The sequence below is a fragment of the Novosphingobium sp. KA1 genome (assembly GCF_017309955.1).
Classification (GTDB): Bacteria; Pseudomonadota; Alphaproteobacteria; order Sphingomonadales; family Sphingomonadaceae; genus Novosphingobium.
Genome location: NZ_CP021247.1, coordinates 2,801,410 through 2,821,293 on the forward strand (window position 1 = coordinate 2,801,410; position 19,884 = coordinate 2,821,293).

14 protein-coding genes and 2 tRNA genes are annotated in these 19,884 nt (G+C 65.2%); 7 read left to right on the forward strand and 9 right to left on the reverse strand.

Translation table 11 applies throughout. The annotated features are described in order from the left end of the window. The first annotated feature begins 21 nt into the window (after positions 1–21). The gene (locus CA833_RS13395) at positions 22–609 is read left to right on the forward strand and encodes a GNAT family N-acetyltransferase (RefSeq protein WP_207078300.1); all 588 of its coding nucleotides are present in this window, start codon (positions 22–24) and stop codon (positions 607–609) included. Here CA833_RS13395 and CA833_RS13400 read toward each other — a convergent pair. Then, positions 595–1,080, reverse strand: a complete 486-nt coding sequence (locus tag CA833_RS13400; RefSeq protein WP_142634573.1) for a low molecular weight protein-tyrosine-phosphatase — start codon at positions 1,078–1,080, stop codon at positions 595–597. The two genes, CA833_RS13395 and CA833_RS13400, sit on opposite strands and share 15 nt — an antisense overlap. Before the next feature lie 268 nt (positions 1,081–1,348). Between CA833_RS13400 and CA833_RS13405 the strand changes: the two genes are divergently transcribed. The 5 genes from CA833_RS13405 to CA833_RS13425 all read left to right on the forward strand — a co-directional run bounded on the left by CA833_RS13405 (position 1,349) and on the right by CA833_RS13425 (position 7,264). Then, positions 1,349–3,295, forward strand: a complete 1,947-nt coding sequence (locus tag CA833_RS13405) for a pilus assembly protein TadG-related protein (protein WP_242526099.1) — start codon at positions 1,349–1,351, stop codon at positions 3,293–3,295. Continuing rightward, positions 3,292–3,894: a TadE/TadG family type IV pilus assembly protein gene (locus CA833_RS13410; RefSeq protein ID WP_242526100.1), complete on the forward strand. Its 603-nt coding sequence runs from the start codon at positions 3,292–3,294 to the stop codon at positions 3,892–3,894. The genes CA833_RS13405 and CA833_RS13410 overlap by 4 nt, the downstream gene beginning before the upstream one ends. Then, positions 3,891–4,535, forward strand: a complete 645-nt coding sequence (locus tag CA833_RS13415) for a TadE/TadG family type IV pilus assembly protein (protein ID WP_242526101.1) — start codon at positions 3,891–3,893, stop codon at positions 4,533–4,535. The genes CA833_RS13410 and CA833_RS13415 overlap by 4 nt, the downstream gene beginning before the upstream one ends. 50 nt (positions 4,536–4,585) lie before the next feature. Continuing rightward, complete coding sequence (locus CA833_RS13420) at positions 4,586–4,984, forward strand: hypothetical protein (RefSeq protein ID WP_207078301.1); 399 nt, start codon at positions 4,586–4,588, stop codon at positions 4,982–4,984. Between the two features lie 108 nt (positions 4,985–5,092). Beyond that, a complete protein-coding gene (locus tag CA833_RS13425; RefSeq protein WP_207078302.1) occupies positions 5,093–7,264 on the forward strand; it encodes a TonB-dependent receptor in 2,172 nt (723 codons plus the stop codon). A gap of 147 nt (positions 7,265–7,411) precedes the next feature. On the opposite strand, the gene rpoD is transcribed toward CA833_RS13425, so the two are convergent. The 7 genes from rpoD to CA833_RS13460 all read right to left on the reverse strand — a co-directional run bounded on the left by rpoD (position 7,412) and on the right by CA833_RS13460 (position 18,411). Then, positions 7,412–9,448 (reverse strand): RNA polymerase sigma factor RpoD, encoded by a 2,037-nt coding sequence (gene rpoD / locus CA833_RS13430; protein WP_142634567.1) that lies wholly within the window; start codon positions 9,446–9,448, stop codon positions 7,412–7,414. A gap of 361 nt (positions 9,449–9,809) precedes the next feature. Beyond that, the gene (locus CA833_RS27250; RefSeq protein WP_207078303.1) at positions 9,810–10,514 is read right to left on the reverse strand and encodes a cold-shock protein; all 705 of its coding nucleotides are present in this window, start codon (positions 10,512–10,514) and stop codon (positions 9,810–9,812) included. A gap of 749 nt (positions 10,515–11,263) precedes the next feature. After that, positions 11,264–14,278, reverse strand: coding sequence for a TonB-dependent siderophore receptor (locus tag CA833_RS13440; RefSeq protein WP_242526102.1), 3,015 nt, complete (start codon positions 14,276–14,278; stop codon positions 11,264–11,266). A 746-nt stretch (positions 14,279–15,024) separates the two neighbouring features. Beyond that, positions 15,025–15,101: transfer RNA gene (locus tag CA833_RS13445), tRNA-Pro, on the reverse strand. 189 nt (positions 15,102–15,290) lie between these two features. Continuing rightward, positions 15,291–15,366, reverse strand: a tRNA-Ile gene (locus tag CA833_RS13450). Positions 15,367–15,411: 45 nt separating this feature from the next. After that, on the reverse strand, positions 15,412–16,434 hold the full coding sequence (locus CA833_RS13455) for a polysaccharide deacetylase family protein (protein WP_142634559.1): 1,023 nt from the start codon (positions 16,432–16,434) through the stop codon (positions 15,412–15,414). Positions 16,435–16,479: 45 nt separating this feature from the next. Then, a complete protein-coding gene (locus tag CA833_RS13460; RefSeq protein ID WP_207078305.1) occupies positions 16,480–18,411 on the reverse strand; it encodes a HAMP domain-containing histidine kinase in 1,932 nt (643 codons plus the stop codon). A gap of 386 nt (positions 18,412–18,797) precedes the next feature. Between CA833_RS13460 and CA833_RS13465 the strand changes: the two genes are divergently transcribed. Continuing rightward, positions 18,798–19,265, forward strand: a complete 468-nt coding sequence (locus tag CA833_RS13465; RefSeq protein WP_142634555.1) for an Lrp/AsnC family transcriptional regulator — start codon at positions 18,798–18,800, stop codon at positions 19,263–19,265. Between the two features lie 120 nt (positions 19,266–19,385). Here CA833_RS13465 and aroQ read toward each other — a convergent pair whose 3' ends face one another. Continuing rightward, positions 19,386–19,823, reverse strand: a complete 438-nt coding sequence (gene aroQ, locus CA833_RS13470) for a type II 3-dehydroquinate dehydratase (protein ID WP_142634553.1) — start codon at positions 19,821–19,823, stop codon at positions 19,386–19,388. Positions 19,824–19,884: the final 61 nt, after the last annotated feature.

Sequence of the window (19,884 nt, forward strand, 5' to 3'; positions counted from 1 at the left end):
GGGCCCCAGACGGATATTGCCATGACATTGACCATACGCACGCTGACCGGAGCCGAGATTCTCTCGGCCGTGGACGATCTTGCGCGCCTGCGCATGACGGTCTTTGCCGAGTGGCCCTATCTCTACGACGGCGATCCGGCCTACGAGCGTGATTATCTTGCCGCCTTCGTGAAGGCGCCCGGCGGTGTGCTGGTGGCGGCCTGCGAGGGCGGTCGCATCGTCGGCGCGGCAACCGCGTCGCCGCTCGCGGCGCAGGAGCAGGCCTTGCGCGGGCCTGTCGAGATGCATGGAATCGACGTGTCCGAGGCGTTCTATTTCGGCGAATCGGTGCTGCTGGGCGAATGGCGCGGGCAGGGGGTGGGCCACGCCTTCTTCGACCAGCGCGAGGCGCAGGCGCGCAAGGCTGGGGCACGGATCGCCGTTTTTGCATCGGTGGTCCGCGAGGCCGCTCATCCCGACCGGCCCGCGGCCTACCGCCCGCTCGATGCGTTCTGGAGCAAGCGCGGCTACGCGCCGCTGGATGGGCTCACCTGCGCCCTTTCGTGGAAGGACCACCGCGACGCGTTGGAAACCGCGAAGACGCTGCGCTACTGGTCACGCCTTCTGTAGTGCCGCGATCAGGCCTCTGGCACCTGCCGTCACTTGCTCCCAGGTGGTAACGAAGCCTTCCGGACCGCCGAAGTAGGGATCCTCGACATCGCGGCCCGCCATGCCCGGCACATGGTCCAGCATCAGCGAGAGGCTCGCCCGCGTTCCGCCGGGGCGCGAGGGGGCGAGCCGGCGCAAATTGCCGAGGTTGCTGTTATCCATCGCCACGATCAGGTCGAACCGGTCGAAGTCGTCGGCCCCGACCTGCCGGGCCTGGTAGGACGAGATGTCGATGCCGTGCCGCAGCGCCTCGGCGCGGGCGCGCGGATCGGGGGCATTGCCGATATGCCAGGAGCCGGTTCCGGCGGAATCGACCAGGACATCGAACCCGGCGCGGGCCGCTTCGCAGCGCAGGGCCGCCTCGGCCAGCGGCGAACGGCAGATATTGCCGAGGCAGACAAAAAGGATGGCGGGCGTAACGGGCTGGCTCATTCTTTCGGATTAGCGGTGCGCCCCTCATGCCTCAACCGTCAAGGCGATCCCGGTTGCCGACGCCATCCGCAAGGGATGGGCGGTTGCGGTGATGTATCGTTTGTTTTCAAGGCAAAGGGGCGCTTTCTGCAGGCCGCCTCGCAAGGTTAATTTGGCGTTTCCATCGATTGGCTACGTTTTGTCGAGGATGCGCGCCGTAGCACCACGAAGGGTTTCCTTAAGCATTCCTGTCTAGGGAAACTCCCTGATTACCGGGGGGTATTCCTTCATGACTGGGCTAGCGATGCGCCTCTTGAGTTATCGGTTCCTGCATCTGCTGCGCGACACGGCGGGCAATATCCTGCCGCTGGCCGCTGTCGGCATGATGGTGGCCGCCGCTGTCGTCGGTTCGGGCATCGATCTCAGCCGGGACTACAAGGTGCGCAACCAGCTCCAGGCTGCCTGCGACGCCGCCGTGCTCGCTGGTCGCCGCACGGTGACGACAGCCGGTTTCGACACCGCCTCGCAGACCGCCGCGAACAACTACTTCGCCACCAATTTCGACAGCACCTCGCAGGAAGTGACCGGCACCAGCTTCGTTGCGGCATCGACCGACGGCGGCAAGACCGTTACCGGCACGGCGACGACCACGCTCAACACGCTGGTCATGCGCCTGTTCGGGTTCAACACCTTCACCGTTTCGGTGAGCTGCGCCTCGTCGATGGGCGTGGGCAATGCCGATGTGATGATGGTGCTCGACACCACCGGGTCGATGGGCCAGATTCTGTCCGGCAGCCAGACCCGCCTGGCCGCGCTGCAACAGGCGATGAAGGACTTTTACACGACGCTGGCCGATGCGACGGCGGCCACCAACGCGCGTATCCGTTATGGTTTCGTGCCCTACAGCACCACCGTCAACGTCGGCAAGCTGGTGACGGCCGTGGACCCGAGCTACATTGCCGATACCTGGACCTACCAGACGAAGACGGCGATCTACATCGACTATTCGAGCGCGACGAAGAGCAGCAGTTCGACGACGTACGGCTCGACGTCGACCGGAAGCCTGACGCAGTATTCCAATACGAGTTACAACAATTCTTCGACTTGCCAGAACAACCTGCCGACTTCCACGACCTGGGGTGACTCCGGTTCGGAATCGGTCACGCTGACGGTGAGCGGCACCAGCCCCAACCTCACGGTGACACGCAAGATCTCTCAGGGGCAGACGCAGCGTACCTACAGTTGCGCGCAGTCGGGTTCGAAGTACAAGATCTACTATCAGGACAGCACCCGCACCGAGACTACCAACGAGACGTGGACCGGCGCCAAGACCGTTACCGGAACGCCGACCGCCAACTCGGAATATTACCAGACGGTCTATCAGCCCTGGACGCTGGCCACCGACGTTTTCAAGACGGGCGATTCAGCAACGCTTTACACCGGCACCAACGGGACCGCGGTCTCCTCTACCTGGGATGGCTGCATCCTGGAGCGTTCCACGGTTGCCACCAGCAGCATCAGCTACAATTCGGTGACCGGCATCTCGCCCTCCAGTGCCTACGACATCGATCTCGACACGATTCCCAGCAACGATGCCACGCGCTGGGGACCGCTCTGGCCCGAGGCCGCTTACATGCGCTGTTCCAGTGGCACGTGCGGCAGCAACAACATGACTTATGCCAGTACCACCAACGGCAAACTGGCGACTTCTCCCTGCCCGGCGCAAGGGCAGTTGCTGACCGAGATGTCGCAATCCGCCTTCAATACTTACGCCAATTCGCTGGTCGCCAACGGGAATACCTACCTCGACATCGGCATGATCTGGGGCGGCCGGATGATTTCGCCCGAAGGCATCTTCCAGGACAACGTCAACACTGAAGCCGCGAACGGCGGCGAGGTATCGCGCCATCTGATCTTCATGACCGACGGCGAGATGCAGACGGTCAATTATTACCAGCAGGCCTGGGGCATGGAATACTGGGACCGCAAGGTCGCCAGCGACGGCAGCTCGTCGACCGAGACGGCAAACCATACCAAGCGCTTCCTGGCCGTCTGCGAGGCGATCAAGGCGAAGGGCATCCGTCTCTGGGTGATCGCCTTCACGTCCACCTTGTCGAGCGACCTGACGACCTGCGCCTCGGCCAACAGTTCCTATACGGCCGCCAATGCGACTGAACTGAGCACGGCCTTCCAGGAAATCGCCAAGCAGGTCGGCGAACTGAGGCTGACCCAGTGACCGGGCGCCGCCTTCGCGCTCTGCGCACCCGTCTACGCCGTGATCAGGCCGGTGTCACCGCGCTGGAATTCGCGGTGGCGGGGCCGGTGCTGATCGTGCTGCTGATGGGCATCTTCGATATCGGCCACATGGCCTATGTCAGCGCGGTGCTGCACGGCGCGGTCGAGGAATCGGCGCGTAACGGCACGCTGGAGGCGGTCGATACCGCAGCGCAGGACCAGGCGATCGCCAGCATCGTCGGCAATGTCGCGCCGGGCGTGACGATCGCCGTCACGCGCAGCAGCTATTACGACTTCTCCGACATCGCACGGCCCGAGGCGTGGAACGACGCCAATTCGAACGGCACCTGCGACAACGGGGAAACCTACACCGACGAGAACAAGAACGGCCAGTGGGATGCCGATATCGGCAAGTCGGGCAATGGCGGCGCCAACGACGTTGTCGTCTACACCGTCAAGGCGACCTACAAGCCGCTGTTCCCGATCCCCGGCCTGACCAACCGCGACAACAGCCGCACGCTGACGGCGATCGCGGTGCGGAAGAACCAGCCATACGCGCTGCAGAGCAGCTATGGCTCGGCGGCGGGGAGTTGCCGATGAAGCGGATGCTTGTTCCTCGCCTGCGCCGCGTCATGCGCAGGCTCCGGCGCGATTGCAGCGGCGTGTCGCTGATGGAATTCGCGCTGATGCTGCCGATCATGCTGACGCTGGGCCTCTACGGCACCGAGCTTGCCTACATGGCGATGGTGAAGATGGAGGTTTCCCAGATCGCGACTTCGGTGGCGGACAACGCCTCGCGCCTTGGCCAGACCGACAATACCGCGGTAACCCCGACAGTGACCGAGACGCAGATCAACTCGGTCATGTCGGGCGCGGTCATGCAGGGCAGTTCGTTCAATTTCACCGGCAACGGGCGGATCATTCTCTCCAGCCTGGAGATCAACTCCAGCAACCAGCAATACATCCACTGGCAGCGATGCCGGGGCAGCCTGGCGCGCAGTTCGGCCTATGGGGCGGCAGGCACCACGCTCACCGGCATGGGCAAGACCGGGCACGTGATCACCGCGACGACCAATTCGGCGGTCATGTATGTCGAGGTCTATTACGCCTACCAGCCGCTGTTCGGGACGATGTTTGTCCAGAACCCGGTGTTCTATCAGGAAGCGGCCTTCCTGATCCGCGACAGCCGCAACCTCACCGCGGGCGTCACCGGTACCGGCGGGCAGTCGGCCTGCAGCTGACGTACCAGTTTGCGTGACAACATGCGAAGGCTGGGCTAGGGGCAGGGGCCATGGGGACCTGGCGCGTCTTTTTCCGGCAGTATCACAAGCAAGCGCTTGTATTTGCGGCTATCGCGCTCTGCCTCAAGGCCCTTCTGCCGACCGGCTTCATGCCGGGGCAGGGGCTCCGCGCGATCACCATCGAGATCTGTCACGATGCCTCCGGCGGTGACGGCACCCTGCAGATGCTGGTGCCGCTCAAGACCGGCGGCGATCACGTGCCCGGCAAGCCTGCCAAGGGCGAATGTCCGTTCGGCGCGCTGTCGATGGTCTCGCTGGGCGGCGCCGATCCGGTGCTGCTGGCGCTGGCGATCGCCTTCATCGTGGCGCTGGGCTTCGCGCCGGTCCGCGCGGTTGCGCTTGCCCCACGGCCCCATTTGCGCCCACCGCTGAGAGGCCCTCCGGCCTGAGCCGATCCCGTGGCCGCCTGCGCAGCGCACGGCGGCCCGGTATTTCGACAGTTCAGGTCACGCAGGGTCGGCGCGGAGCGCTGGCCCCGCGAACAACAGGGTTTTTCCATGAAGACGTCCATTTTCGCGATCGCCGCGGCGCTCGCTCTTGCGCCTGCCCCTCTTGCCGCCCAGGAAACCGGTTCCGACGAGCCGCCCGCCGCCGAGGCCGCCGCGCTTCCCGCCCTCCACGCGGACTTCACGTCGGCCGTGCGCAATATCGCCGCGGCGCCGCTCAACGCCTCCAGGGTCTCGGTGGAGCGCCTTCGCCGCGAGGCGGTGTCGAGCAGCGATACCGGCGCCATCCTTGCGCAGCTTCCCGGGGTGAGCGCGGCGAGCGGGGGCGGCCTGTCCTCGATGCCGATCCTGCGCGGGCTCAGCGAGCAGCGGGTGCTGATCGTTGTCGACGGGCTGCCGATCGACGTTGCCTGTCCCAACGACATGAACCCGCCGCTGTCCTACACCGATCCCCAGACGGTCGGCGCCATCGCGGTGGTGCCCGGCGTCTCGCCGGTGAGCATGGGCGGCGACACCATCGCCGGGATCGTCAGCGTCGAGAGCCGGATGCCGCGCTTCGCGGTGGAAGGCGGCACATTGGTGACGGGAGAGGCCTCGAGCTTCTATCGCAGCAATGGCGATGGCTTCGGCGGCGCGCTTTCGCTGACCGTGGCGGGCAAGCGCGTGAGCGCGACCTATACCGGCTCCTACACCCAGTCCGACGACTACAAGGGCGGCGGCGCGATGGGCAAGGTGCGCTCCACCGAATACGCCAAGACCGATCACCAGCTTGCCCTCGCCGCGCAGACCGATGTCGGCCTGTTCGAGGTGAAGGGGGGCTATCACTTCGCGCCCTATGAGGCCTTCCCCAACCAGTACATGGACATGACCTCGAACACGTCGTGGTTCCTCAACGGCCGCTATCGCGGGGTGTTCGGCTGGGGCGATGTCGATTTCACCGCCGGCTACCGCGATACCGACCATGCGATGGACTTCCTGGCCGACAAGCAGCCTGGCACGATGCCGATGAAGACCGAGGTTCATTCCTTCACGTCCGCGCTCAAGGTCAACCTGCCGCTCGGCCGCAAGGACACGCTGCACCTTGGCGGCGATTTCCATCACGAAGGGATGGACGACTGGTGGCCGCCGGTTGCCGGGTCGATGATGATGGGGCCGGACACCTACCTCAATATCAACAACGGCAGGCGTGACCGTCTGGGCCTGTTCGGGGAGTGGGAATCGCACTGGTCGGACCGTCTCTCTACGCTGATCGGCGCGCGGTTCGACCGGGTGACGATGAACACCGGCGCGGTCCAGCCTTACGGCACCGATATGATGAACATGGCCGATGCAATGGCCGCGGCCACGTTCAACGCCGCCGACCGTCATCGCCGTGACAACAACTGGAGCGCGACGGCGCTGGTCAGCTGGCAGGCGGCGGACATGCTGGCCTTCGAACTGGGTTATGCCCACAAGACCCGCTCGCCCAACCTCTACGAGCGCTATGCCTGGGGGCAGGGGGCGATGTCGAGCCAGATGATCGGCTGGTACGGCGATGGCAACGGCTATGTCGGCAACCTCGACCTCAAGCCGGAGCGGGCGGACACGGTCAGCGCGGCCCTGCGGCTGACCGCGAAGGGCGGCGCCATGCTCAAGATCTCGCCCTACTATACCCGCGTTCACGACTACATCGATGCGGTCCGCCTCAGGGACCTGACCGACATGATGGGCATGCCCAGCGGCTTTGTGCAGTTGCAGTTCGCCAACCAGGAGGCCGAGCTCTACGGCATCGACGCCAGCGCCAGCGTGCCCTTGCAGCGCACCGCGCGCGGCGAGACCGACTTCACCGCCAGCGCCGCCTGGGTTCACGGGCAGAACCGCTCGGACAACGGCCCGCTCTACCGGCAGATGCCGTTCAACCTGACGATGGGCCTCGCGCATCGCAGCGGCGCCTTCGAGGCGGGCGCGGACATCCAGTTCGTGGCCGAGAAGACCCGTGTCGATGCCACCCGCAACGAGCCGCGCACGCAGAGCTATGCGCTGGTGAACCTGCGGGCGGGCTATACGCTGGGGCTGCTGGCGCAGGGCATCACGCTGACGGTGGAAGCGAAGAACCTGTTCGACAAGGGCTATGCCCTGCCGCTCGGCGGCATGTCGCTGGGCGACTACGGCGCCACCGGCATGCTGCGCCCGGTACCGGGCATGGGCCGCTCGATCAACTTCGGGATGAGCACCCGCTTCTGACGGCCTGGGGATCGATTCCGGCATGGGAGCCCCTTGGATAGGGGCGTCCAATGCCGTGTCGATCCATCATGCTACAAACGAAAATGGCGAGGCTGATAGCCTCGCCATTTGCCGCGCGGGATGAGCCCGCTTGCTGCAGGGCACGGCTCAGTCGAGGAATGCCCGCATGATGCGCGAACGGCTCGGATGCTTGAGCTTGCGCAGGGCCTTGGCCTCGATCTGGCGGATACGTTCGCGGGTCACCGAGAACTGCTGGCCGACTTCCTCGAGGGTATGGTCGGTCGGCATGCCGATGCCGAAGCGCATGCGCAGCACGCGCTCCTCGCGCGGGGTGAGCGAGGCCAGCGTGCGGGTGATCATTTCCTTCAGGTTGGACTGGATCGCCGCATCCACCGGGATGACGGCGTTCTCGTCCTGGATGAAGTTGCCCAGGCTGCTGTCTTCCTCGTCGCCGATCGGCGTTTCGAGGCTGATCGGCTCCTTGGCGATCTTCAGGACCCGCTTCACCTTCTCGAGCGGCATCGACAGCTTTTCGGCCATTTCCTCCGGCGTCGGCTCGCGGCCCTGGTCATGGAGGAACTGGCGGCTGGTGCGCACCAGCTTGTTGATCGTCTCGATCATGTGGACCGGGATACGGATCGTGCGGGCCTGATCCGCGATGGAGCGCGTGATCGCCTGACGGATCCACCAGGTGGCATAAGTCGAGAACTTGTAGCCGCGGCGGTACTGGAACTTGTCGACCGCCTTCATCAGGCCGATGTTGCCTTCCTGGATGAGATCCAGGAACTGCAGGCCGCGGTTGGTGTACTTCTTGGCGATCGAGATCACCAGGCGCAAGTTCGCCTCGACCATTTCCTTCTTGGCGATGCGCGCCTCGCGCTCCGCTTTCTGGACCATGTTCACGATGCGGCGGAATTCGGACAGGGCCATGCCGGTGGATGCCGCGATGTCCGAAACCTCGAGGCGGATGCGCTCGGCCGGTTCAGCCTCGTTTTCCGCGAAGGCCGCCCACTTCTTGTCCTTTTTCGCCATGTCGGCGACCCAGGTGTCGTCCAGTTCCCGGCCCGTGTAGGCCTCCAGGAAGTCGGCGCGCTTGACCTTGTGGCGCTCGGCCAGGCGCAGCATCTGGCCGCCGAGCGTGGTGAGGCGGCGGTTGAAGGCGTAGAGGTTGTCGACGAGGTATTCGATCTTCGTCGCGTGGAACTGCACCGATTCGACTTGCGCGGTAAGATCCTCGCGAAGCTGCTGGTACTGTTCTTCCTTGGCGGCGGGGAAGTCGATGCCGAGCGCCAGCGCGTCGAGGCGCTCGCTCTGGACGCGTTCGAACGTGCGGAACAGCTCGGTGATGAGCGCGAACTTCTCCAGGGCTTCCGGCGTCAGCGCGGCTTCCATCTGGCCGAGCGAGAGGGTGTTGTCCTCTTCCTCGTCGTCCTCGATGCGGCGCTTGGCGATCGGGTTGCCGTCCTCGTCGACTTCCTCCGAGTTGTCCTCGTCGGAATCGTCGTCCTCCTTGAAGGTGGGACCGGCCGTGGCCGCGGAAATCTCGCCGTCGGCTTCACCGTCCTCGCCCAGGTTCTCGGGCTGCGGTTCCTTGGAGAGCATGGCGTCGAGATCGAGGATCTCGCGCAGCTGCATGTCGCCGTTGTTGAGCGCTTCGGACCAGCCGATGATGGCGTGGAAGGTCATCGGGCTTTCGCAGAGCCCCATGATCATCATGTCGCGGCCGGCTTCGATGCGCTTGGCGATGGCGGCCTCGCCCTCGCGGCTGAGCATCTCGGCGGAGCCCATTTCCTGCAGGTACATGCGAACCGGGTCGTCGGAACGCGCGTGCGTGTCGGCCTTGCGGGTCTCGCCGGGACGGCGACGGGAATTGCCTTCCTCGAAATCGGAATCCGAACCGGACTCGTCATCGCGACCATCGACGGCGTCGACACCGTCTTCCTGCTCGCCATCCTCGTCGTCGTCATCGTCGTTCTCGATGATCTTGACGCCCATTTCCGAGATCGCGGCCATGATGTCCTCGATCTGGTCGGTGTTCATCTGGTCCTGCGGAAGAGCGGCATTGAGCTCCTTGACCGTGATGACGCCCTGGCGTTTGGCGCGCGCGATGAACCGCTGGACCGAACCCTTGTCCAGGTCGAGAAGAGGAGAGTCATTGTCGCCGCTGCGATCGTCGTTGTTCATGCAATCCGTTGTCGTCTTGTTGGCCGTGTCATGACGTCGGTGGCGCCATGACAAGGCCAGGTTCTCAGATCATCAGCCTGACGGCGCCGGCGAAGGGCGGCCTTGCAGGCAGGAACGAACCCCCTCTGGCCTGGGGTTCAGGCAATGAGGCCGGATTTCGCTTCCGAAAGGGAGCTGGTCCGTCCGCATGCCGTGCAATCGAATCGGGGGCATCGGCCCCTTGCCCGCTGCCGGCCTGTCGAAGGCGGCCTTGACCCGTGCCTTCGACATGCACCGCGTGCTTTCCGGGGCCGCTCGTGAAGCGATCGAGGAAAGCGCGAGATGGAGCCATGGCCGCCAGGGGCGGCCATGGCCAGGTCCATCAGCGCTGGACCAGATTCACGGCCGAAGCCTTGCCGCGGCGATCGATCTCGATGTCGAATTCGAGCTGATCGCCTTCCGACAGGCCGTGCAGGCCCGAACGCTCGACGGCGCTGATGTGCACGAAGGCATCGGGCTGGCCGTCATCGCGCACGATGAAGCCGAAGCCCTTGGTGCCGTTGAAGAACTTGACGGTGCCGGTGGCCTTTTCGCCGGTCAGCTGGCGCTGCGCGGGAGCGGCGGAACGCTCGCGGCGCTCGGCGACGATCACTTCGCCGACGATCACCAGCTCGGACGCGGAAACCTTGCCGTTACGCTCTACCAGCTGGAATTCCAGCTGCTGGCCTTCGGCCAGCGTCTCGAGGCCGGCAGCCTGCACCGCGCTGATGTGCACGAAGGCGTCGTCGCCGCCGCTCTCAAGCTGGATGAAGCCGAAACCCTTGTCCGGGTTGAAGAACTTGACCGTGCCGCTGCCCTGGCCAACGACGATGCCCTGGCCGCCGCGCGAGCCGCCGCCAAAACCACCGCCACGCGAGCCGCCGAAGCCGCCGCCGCGCGAGCCGCCGAAGCGGTCACCACCACCAAAACGATCACCACCGCCGTAGCGATCACCGCCGCCAAAGCGATCGTTGCCGCCGCCCCAACGATCATCACCACCGCCAAACCGGTCGCGTCCCTGGCCGCGATTACCCCTATCGAATGTCATCTTTCAAATACCTTAAGCTACGTCCGACGAATCCCAATCCTCGCGAGTGAACGTAGCACGCAAGGCCGCAGAGCCCATTTCAGGTTGCAGGACATACGACGATAGCACCAAAGCGAGGCTTTGGCGACCAAAGTTCTGCGGACGGCGCGAAGCCGTCGCGATCCTCAATTGCTCCGGGCATGAGGCACGCATTTCCAAAGCGTCCTGTCAACGATTCGGCGCGTGCGGCAGGCCGCGTTTCCAAGCCCGTTTCCTGGCGGGAGGACATTCCTGACGGCTGGAAAAGCGCGGAAAGCACGGAAGTTCCGGCCCATGTGCCGTTTCCGTCCGAACGGATCATGTGCCGGGCGGTCAGAGACTGTTTGCGCGGCGAGGGGTATGGAGATGGGGAGGGGAGAGAGCGGCTGCCCCGGCAATATCGACCGGGCGATCCGGCGGCGTCCAGCCGTGATTCCAGCGATGCGCTGCCGCAATTTCACGGGCAGCGAGAATCGGATTGCCGCAGGGATCGCCAACGCGGGCCTGCGGGGTCTGGTGATGGATGCCATCACCGCTGGCCGGAAGGGGATATAGCCTCGTCAGGAAGCGCCGGGACACGGGTGTTGTCTCGCCGCGGTGTCCTTGGTGAATGCACGCGCCGGATGCAAGGCGGGACCAGAAACAAGGGACACTCCTCCCTGATCCCGCCTCGCGCTGCTGGCCGCCCGTCATTGCGAGGGCGGACAGCAGCGGTCACCTCTTAAGCGGCCTTAGAAGTCCACCTTTGCGCCGATGCGCATGTAACGACCCATGAACAGGCGGTCCTGCCATGCGGCGTTGAACTGGTAGACGCCGTAGGCGGCGTTGGGGTCATAGTTCGGCTTGCCGTCGAGGATGTTGAGAACATCGGCGTAAAGCGTGAACTTGCCGTCGGCGATCTTCGTTTCGACGTGGCCGTCGAGGTCGAAGGTGCTGTGGCCATGGCACTGCACGGGGTTGCCGCTGTCCGGGTAGGTCACCAGCTGGCCGGCCTCGGCGCTGGCCGCGCAGTCCTTGTAGGTGCCGCCGGCATCCGACGAGGTGCTCGAATAGCCGCTGGTGTAGTACGCGGTGAGCGTAAGGCTGGTCTTGTCGTTGACCGTCAGCGTGTTCTGCCACGAGGCACGGAAGCGCGGGGCGCCCGAGCACGAGGTCCAGTTGCAGCCGCCCAGCGAACCGTCGAAGCGGTTGATCAGGCCGTCGATGTTCTGTTCCAGGCGGATCAGGTACGAAGCCGTGGCATTGGTGCTGAACGAGAGGCTGTCGGTCAGGTTGAAGACGCCCGAAGCCGAGACGTCGATACCCTTGCCCATCATCGAGTTCGCGTTCTGGAACGGAGCAACGATTTCACCCAGCAGCGGCAGGGCCGAGAGGTTTTCCGGATCGGGGGCGCCCTGCGTCACCGTGAAGCCCGGAATGTTCACGACGCCGTTGTTGCCGTAATACTGGGCGTAGACATCGGCCGTCGGGGTGACCGAGGTGATCAGGTTCTTGATCTTGGTGCGCCAGTAGTCGACGGTCAGCGTGATGTTGCGGGTCGGCTGGATCACCGTGCCGAAGGTGTAGGAGGTCGACTTTTCCGACTTCAGCTTCGGATTGCCCGAAGAGGTGACGCCGAGGCTGTAACCGCCCTCGTAGTACGCCGGGTTGCTGGCGTGCGCTGCGCAGAAGTCGGCATAAGCCGCGTTCGAGCAGTTGATGGTCGAGGTGATGTAGCCGGTCGAGGGATCCTGGAACGATTCGTTCAGGTTCGGGGCACGGAAGCCCTTCGAGAACGTACCGCGCAGCTTGACCTGCCTGATCGGCTGGAACTCGGCTTCGAACTTCGGCGCGAAGTTCTGCTGGCCGGTCGAGTAGTGGTCGTACGAACCGTCAGCCTTGACGCGGAAGCCGTCCACGATCGGCATCGAGATTTCATACGAGGCCGACCACACGTTGCGGTGACCCTTCACGCCGATCCCGTTGATGCTGTAGTAGCGATCCGCCGGATTGACGTCGTTGGCCGGGTTCGAGCTGGGGTTGTTGATCGATTCGTAGCGATACTGGCCGGCAACAGCGACGTTCAGCATGCCGCCCGGAAGCTCGACAACGTCCTTGCTGAGCGTGCCGATGATCTGTGCCAGCTTCGAGGTCGCCCGCTTGTGCTGGTCGGGGAAAACACCCTGGGTCGCTGCGGCCGAGTTCTGCGAGGGATCGACGAAGTTGTAGGTGCCCTGCGCGATGGCGTCCATCAGGCCCTGGGCGTTGATGTAGCCGGTGTTGGTGACGTCGAGCGTCACTTCCGAAGCGGTCGCGCCGACGGTGTAGTCCCAGCCATCGCCGAACGAACCGTTGACACCGCCCGAGACGCGGTAGGTCTTGGCGTTGGTATAGGTGTAGGTCGGCATGTCCGGCATGCCCAGCAGTCGGGCGGACTGGCCCTGGGCGGCAAACGGATTGTTCGGGTTGAGAACGCCGTTCGAGGCATCGCAGCCGGTGGCCGTCAGGATGTTGCCCGAGACACCGCCGACGCCGTCCGCGCAGACGTAGGCCGGCAGCAGGATCTGGCTGACCGTCACGCGCTCACCGCCGGCGGCGGTGCGGCCGGTCCAGCCGATCGGCGCGGCGCGGTTGGCCGTCGTCACGTTGTAGTAGTTGAACATCAGGTAGGCTTCGGTCTGGTCGTTCAGACGAACCGTACCGCGCAGCGTGCCACCGATGCGCTTGGTGCGCGCGGTATAGGCCTGATAGTCGTTGACGAGGTCCTGCTGGCACACCACCGAGGGGGTGCCGGCAACGCCGCCGGCCTGCTGTGCCGGGGTCAGGGTGACCGCGGTCAGGTTGCCGCAACCCGCGCCGGGGTTGAGCATCTGGTAGTTGCCCTGCGAGACCCAGTTGCCGTCGGCGTCCTGCGCATAGGGCTGCACGAAGGGCACGATGGTCGACTGGATGCCGTTGAAGCTGCCGTCGGCCTGGATGCCGTTGCGCACGTTGTTGGTCAGGCAGCCGTCGGTCGCGGTGCCGCAGATCGAGGACTGGTCGGCCGTGCTCCACGGACCCTTGCGGGCCGAGAGGTCCATCGCCGCGTTCTTCTGGTATTCGAAGTTCGCGTAGACGTTGAAGCCCTGGTCGTTGAGGTCGCCGTAGCCGTAAGTGCCGTTGATGCGCTGCTCGCCGCCGTCGCCGCGCTGCGAGATACCCGTCGAGACATCAAGGTGGAGACCCTGGATTTCGCGCTTGGTGATGACGTTGACCACACCGGCGATGGCGTCCGAACCGTAGGTGGCCGAAGCACCGTCGAGCAGGGTGTCGACGCGCGACACGATCGAGCCCGGCATCGAGTTGATGTCGACGATGTTGCGCTGACCGTCATCGGCAAGGGGGTAGTACGCCGTGCGCATGCCGTCGAACAGCGTGAGCGTGTAGGCGTTGTTGAAGCCGCGCAGCGAGGGGGCGGTGGCGCCGGTGGTGAAGCCGTTGCCCGACCAGCTGGCCGGAATGGTGCCCGCGTTGTTGGCCGTCAGGGTCTGCAGCGTGTCGGCGACCGTCTTGATGCCGCGCTTCTCGAGGTCGTCGGACGTGATGGAAACGACCGGCGAAGCCGTCGCCGCTGCCGGATTGCGGGTGATCGAACCGGTGACGACGATGGTGCTGCCGTCGTCACCGTTGTCCGCAGCCGTCGGCGCCGGGGCTTCCTGGGCATTGGCAGTGCTGCACAGCAGTGCGAAGGCTGTGAGGCTTGTTGCAACGCACAATGCAGCCTTCATGGGAAGTGCTTTCAAAATGTGTTTCCTTGTCCATTTGGTGCAGCCGGAGTCGGGGGGCCGGCAGGGCAGAGCGGCGATCGATGTCGCGCTCGTTGGTGCTCACGCAGAGCGCCAACGCGGTGGCCATTGCGGCCATTCCCGCGGAGTTTCAAAAAATATTTCAGGGAGATTTCAATTAAGGTTCGCAAATGTTGCAAAATTGCAACGTTTTGTAATAAAATTGAGTAATATAAGAATATTCATCCTTTAGGATGATTTTTGGACAAGCAGCAGCCTTGTGCCGGCATCGGCATTTGCAGCATTCGCGCTTCGATGGACGGAGGGGGCAAGATGTTGTGCAGGGACTGCGTCAAAATCCGCAGAAGCGCCGCGGGCCGACCGATGTTCGGTGGAACTATTTAGGGTTTGCCTTTTGCTCGGGCGCCACATGGCTTCCACAAATAAGGTAGTATACGCATCTTTTAGGAAGTGTACGTCGCTTTTTTGGGTGGATCTACGATCTGCGCGGCGTCTGGAAATGGCGCTGAGGTGCGGCGAATACCGCCGTGCTCGCTCCCGACTGCACGGAGCAGGGGTTGTACGGCGGTAACGCCAGAATCAGGTATCTACCTGAAATGAAGCTCATTTCTGCAGCGAACGGGGCTCCGCATTCCGCCGCCGCAAAGCTGGACAGAGAAACGTGCCGCCGCGCGCAGCCTTGCCCGACCTGCGAGGCCGGGCTGCAAAATCAGCGAAATGGAGGAAGATGGTCGGGGAGACAGGATTCGAACCTGCGACATCCTGCTCCCAAAGCAGGCGCGCTACCGGGCTGCGCCACTCCCCGACGCACGAGAGCCCTTAGGTTCCGCGCCTTTCCTGCGCAAGCCCCTTTTCCACCGTTTGACGCACGCTGAAAGTTTGCGAAGATCGTGGAGAGGCATTTCTGCCAGCCGGCTGGGCTGCGGCACGGGCATCCGGTGCCGGGTCCGTATCGTTATGGTGGCAGGGCGGAGGCGCAGTTTTGACGGTGGGGTGGTAGGCCCGGCAGGATTTGAACCCGCGACCTAGCCGTTATGAGCGGCCAGCTCTAACCACTGAGCTACGGGCCCCCACCGTCGCCAAGGGCATGCGATCAAGCCCAAGTCGCAAGCGCGTTAGCTTGGAGTGTCGCTCGGTGCAAGCGCCACGCTGTCCATGATTTCGGCAACGCTGGTCGGGCGGACGCCCCGGCGTTCGAGGTGGGCGAAGAGTTGCCGCCACCAGTCGTAGAGCCCTTCGAGATCCGCCTCGGTCTGGACGTAAGGGGTGTGTCCGGGGGCCAGCGAGGGGCTGTGGAAGGAGAACACCAGCAGCGGCAAGCCATCGTCGAGCGCGATGTCGACGCCGCGCAGCGCTTCCTCGGTGCTGATGCCTTCCGGGGTCAGGGCGATACGCTCCAGCAGCCCCGCGCGCGCCAGCACCCCGCGCATCTGCGGCGTGCGCCAGAGATGGGGATAGATCACGTTGCCCATCTGCCGCAGCGGCCCCCAATAGACGGTGGTCAGCGGCAGTTCGAGCAGGCGGCGTTCCGCGTCGATCCAGTAGGGCTTCAGCGGATGCTCGCGATAGTTGGGGCCGCCGGTGCTGCTGTAGTCGAACCGGGCGCGCACCGACGAGTCGATGGCGATGCCGAAATCCGCGAGGATCTCCGCGGTGCGCGGGCCGAGGCCGTAACGTCCCGCCCGATAGATGCGCGGGGCCGTGCCGAACGCCTCGACGATGCGGGCGTGAAGCCGGGCGAACTTCTCGCGCTCCAGTTCGAACGGGAGGTTTCCGGCGAAGGAGTTGAACTCGTTCACCTCCTCGTCGAACGGCGGGCTGACCCAGGGATGGAGCTGCACGCCGATTTCCGCGCGGCCGGCCGCGACGGCGTCGCCGATCGCCTTGGGGGTATGCGGCGAATCGGCGACCGGATAGTCGATCAGATAGATCGGCTTGACCCCGAATCCCTCGCAGAAGTGCTGGAACTGGCGCAGCGCCGAGACCGTCGCGGTGCTGTGACCGTCACGCCTCAGCGGGGCGTCCCAGTCGAACTCCTCCTCGGTGTCGACCGTGACAATGAAGCGCGGGCCGAACCCCTCGCCAAATCGCGCGGTCGCACCCGGTCCGGGCGGAATCAGAATATTGGGCCCCGGCAAAGTGGTAATTCCCCCGATCGGGTCGCATCCGGCGGGCGACGAAGTTCAGAACATCAGATTGTTCAGGCCTTGGCTATGGCCCGCACTGGCGGCGGTCAAGCCGGGAAGCCACAGCCTGATCGTGCCGCCTTCGCGCTGCAGGCCGCCACCTGCAGCAGAGGCTTCGGCGGCAGCCAGTCGCAGCGTGAAACCCAGCCCGAACATGCCGGTGGAGAGCGCGTGTCCCCGCTCGCCCGGCGCGTTTTCGGGAAGGCCGCTTTCGTTCAGCGCCGCCAGCGCGGCGGGCAGTCCGACGCTCAGCGTGATCCGGCCGTCCTGGCCGCTCCACGCGAGCGGGAGCATCTCGTCGGGCGCGGTCGAGCCGGCCAGCGCGGCGAGCAGGCGCCACAGCAGGCGTTCGGTTTCGGCGCGATCGAGCGGCAGCATCAGCGCGGCGCCGTCGGCGGGCGGCTGCAGTGCGAAGCCGCTGCGGCGCGGCTGGGTCCAGGCCTTGAGGCGGTTGACCGTCTCGGTCAGGACCGGGGCCAGGTCGCATTCGCCCGCCTCGATGTTGAGCGCGCCGGTCTCGAGCCGGACCAGCCGGTCGAGCTCCTCGAAGCCGGCAAGGATGTGCGCGCAGTCGCCGGCGATCGCCGCGGCCAGCGCGCGATATTCGTGCGGGGCAGGGCCATAGAGCTGCTGCTGGATGATCTCGGCCGCGACCTGGATGGCGTTGGCGGGGGTGCGCAGCTCATGCAGGATCTGGCGCAGGCGATCGGCTTCACCGTGGCCTTGCATGGCGGCGCCGACGGCGGCCAGCGCGGCGGGGCGGCGCAAGCGGCCGCAATAGCCGGTGAAGCGGCCGCTCGCCGGTTCGAAGCGGGGCACCGCATCGACCTGCCAGGTGCCCTGAACGGCCGGAGCGCCGGAAATCTCGATCTGTGCGCCGCGCAGCGGCACGCGGTGGCGAAGGGACGAGGCGATGCCGGCGGAGGCCTTGACTGCGGCGTCGGCGGCGGTGAGGTCCATCCCGATCAGCGAGGGGGCATGAACGCCGTCCGCCCAGGAAACCCGGCCTTCGGAATCGGTGGCAAAGTCGATCGCGGCAGGAATGCGCGGCAAGCCGGCGGCGGTATCGCCCAGCGGGAGGCGCGGGGCGTCGTATCCGGCATCGTTGGCGGCGTGGTGGACGCCGTTTACTTGCGCTTCGCGGGCCTTGCGGAACTCCTCGATGCGGCGGACGATGGCACCGATCCCGGCTTCGGTGTTGGTTGGCGGCGGCGGGGTGCCGAGCGACGCGGCGGCCTGCTCGAACTCGGCAAAAGGCGCCGGTGTCGTGCCAGCCGGTGTCGCGCCAGTCGGTGTTGCCCCAGCCGGTGCCCCGGGGCGTGTGGCCGGCGAAGCGGGGGCAGGGCGCGGGGCCGGGGCCTGAACGGGGGGAGGCGCGGCCGAGGGCATGCGCGGGATCGGCCGGATCATCGCCGGAGCAGGGGGGGCGGTGACGGGCGGGGCTTCTGCTGGCGGACTTTCGAGCAGCGCGTCCAGCTCAAGCGCCTCGGCGGGAGGCAGGGCGCGATCCTGCACGCCCAGTTGTTCGAGCAGGGCATCGACCCGTACCCCAAGGTCGCTGCGGTGGCGAAGGATCCCGCGCGCACGCACGGGGAGAGCGGGAACGAGCGCGAGCCAGGCCTCCTCCGTCAATTGTGCGCAGCGCACGGCGGCGGTGGCGACGGCGGGTTCGGTTTCGGCCAGATGGGCCAGCAGGCGCGGGTTGGTCAGCGGCTGGAGTGGCTGGCTGACCAGACGGGCACGGTCGGCGGCGGGAATCGTCCTGTCGAGCTGGGCGAGTTGCGCAAAGCCGGCCGCCACCGCCCAGGAGCGGGCATTTCCCGGCAACCGGCCGAGGATGTCGACCAGCTGCCGATACTGGATGCGCGCCAGCGCCGCGCTCGAATTCGGCAGCTGCAACACCGTTGCAAGGCGATCGTCGAAATGCATTACCGCTCCAAAATCGTCCGGCCGTGCCGCATGCGTGCTTCCGCACGAACCAATGCACCGCCGATACTCAAGACTGTCAACCGTTCCTGCCCCGGGACTGTCCTAAGGCAAACCACTTAAGGAGACCTCACCGGGGGGCATCTTTTTCTCGCGCCCCGTTCCCCGGCCCGTTCCGCCCCCGCGCGTGGCGCGCTCCTGCCCTACCGGGATGGCGATGGCACCCCGCTAAGTGCCGCTTAGCGCCGGATGGTTGTTTCTAGGCGTTGCAATGCCTGACGATTACGTTATGGGATAATAAAATTACAGGGGCGCAGGCGTTTTCGAGTGTAAGTTACAGCCATGGAGGCTGGCCCGCACGCCGAGGCGTCCCGCAAGGAAAGATTCGCATGATCAATCTCGATGAAATCGACCGTCGCCTGCTGGCGGAGCTTCAGAGCGAAGGTCGAATTACCAACGTCGAACTGGCGCAGCGCGTGGGGCTGACCGCGCCGCCGTGCCTGCGACGTGTCCGCAGCCTTGAAGAATCGGGCATCATCCAGGGCTACCATGCCGACCTCGATGCCTCGAAGCTCGGCTTCACCATCACCGTCTTTGCGCTGGTCAGCCTCAAGAGCCAGGCCGAAGAATCGCTCCGCGCGTTCGAGGACCACATGAAGGGTCTGCCCGAAGTGCGCGAATGCCACATGCTCAATGGCGAGATCGACTTCATCCTGAAGATCGTCAGCCGCGACCTCCAGAGCTTCCAGGAATTCCTCACCAGCAAGCTGACGCCCGCGCCGAACGTGGACAGCGTCAAGACCTCGCTGACGATCCGCACCGCCAAGAGCGTGCCCGGCGTGCCGCTGGAGGGCTGAGTTTCCCGCGGTCGGGCGCGGCTCGCGTTTTTCAGGGTCCGTCGGCGAACGCTCGCCTGCAACAACGCCGCGCCTCCGGGATGGAGGCGCGGCGTTGTTTTCATGGGGCCGGAGCCGCGATCAGAGCGTCGCGGCCGCTTCGAGCGCGACCAGATAGCTCTGGGCGCCGAAGCCGGCGACGGTGCCCTTGGCGGCCATGCCGACCCACGACTTGTGGCGGAATTCCTCGCGCAGGTGCGGGTTGGAGAGGTGGACCTCGATCACCGGAACCTTGATCGAGCGGATCGCGTCGTGCAGCGCGATCGAGGTGTGCGTATAGGCGCCGGCATTGAGCAGGACGGCGTGGGCGCCGTTGTCCTCGGCTTCGTGGAGCCAGTCGACAAGGTGGCCTTCATGGTTGGACTGGCGCAGGTCGATCTCGAAGCCCAGCGTCTCGCCGCGTTCGACGAGCATGGCGCCGATATCGTCGAGCGTCTGCGATCCGTAGATGCCGGGCTCGCGCAGGCCCAGCCGGTTGAGGTTGGGGCCGTTGAGCACGTAGACCAGCCTGGCTGCCATTGTTCCGTCAATCCCTCACATCTGCGGCGCGCGGGAATGCGGCCGGGCACAGGCCGTCTAG

Coding starts and splice junctions, on each gene's coding strand:
- CA833_RS13395 (WP_207078300.1), top strand. CDS start 22: ATGACATTGACCATACGCACGCTGACCGGAGCCGAGATTCTCTCGGCC.
- CA833_RS13400 (WP_142634573.1), bottom strand. CDS start 1,080: ATGAGCCAGCCCGTTACGCCCGCCATCCTTTTTGTCTGCCTCGGCAAT.
- CA833_RS13405 (WP_242526099.1), top strand. CDS start 1,349: ATGACTGGGCTAGCGATGCGCCTCTTGAGTTATCGGTTCCTGCATCTG.
- CA833_RS13415 (WP_242526101.1), top strand. CDS start 3,891: ATGAAGCGGATGCTTGTTCCTCGCCTGCGCCGCGTCATGCGCAGGCTC.
- CA833_RS13420 (WP_207078301.1), top strand. CDS start 4,586: ATGGGGACCTGGCGCGTCTTTTTCCGGCAGTATCACAAGCAAGCGCTT.
- CA833_RS13425 (WP_207078302.1), top strand. CDS start 5,093: ATGAAGACGTCCATTTTCGCGATCGCCGCGGCGCTCGCTCTTGCGCCT.
- rpoD (WP_142634567.1), bottom strand. CDS start 9,448: ATGAACAACGACGATCGCAGCGGCGACAATGACTCTCCTCTTCTCGAC.
- CA833_RS27250 (WP_207078303.1), bottom strand. CDS start 10,514: ATGACATTCGATAGGGGTAATCGCGGCCAGGGACGCGACCGGTTTGGC.
- CA833_RS13440 (WP_242526102.1), bottom strand. CDS start 14,278: ATGAAGGCTGCATTGTGCGTTGCAACAAGCCTCACAGCCTTCGCACTG.
- CA833_RS13460 (WP_207078305.1), bottom strand. CDS start 18,411: ATGCATTTCGACGATCGCCTTGCAACGGTGTTGCAGCTGCCGAATTCG.
- CA833_RS13465 (WP_142634555.1), top strand. CDS start 18,798: ATGATCAATCTCGATGAAATCGACCGTCGCCTGCTGGCGGAGCTTCAG.
- aroQ (WP_142634553.1), bottom strand. CDS start 19,823: ATGGCAGCCAGGCTGGTCTACGTGCTCAACGGCCCCAACCTCAACCGG.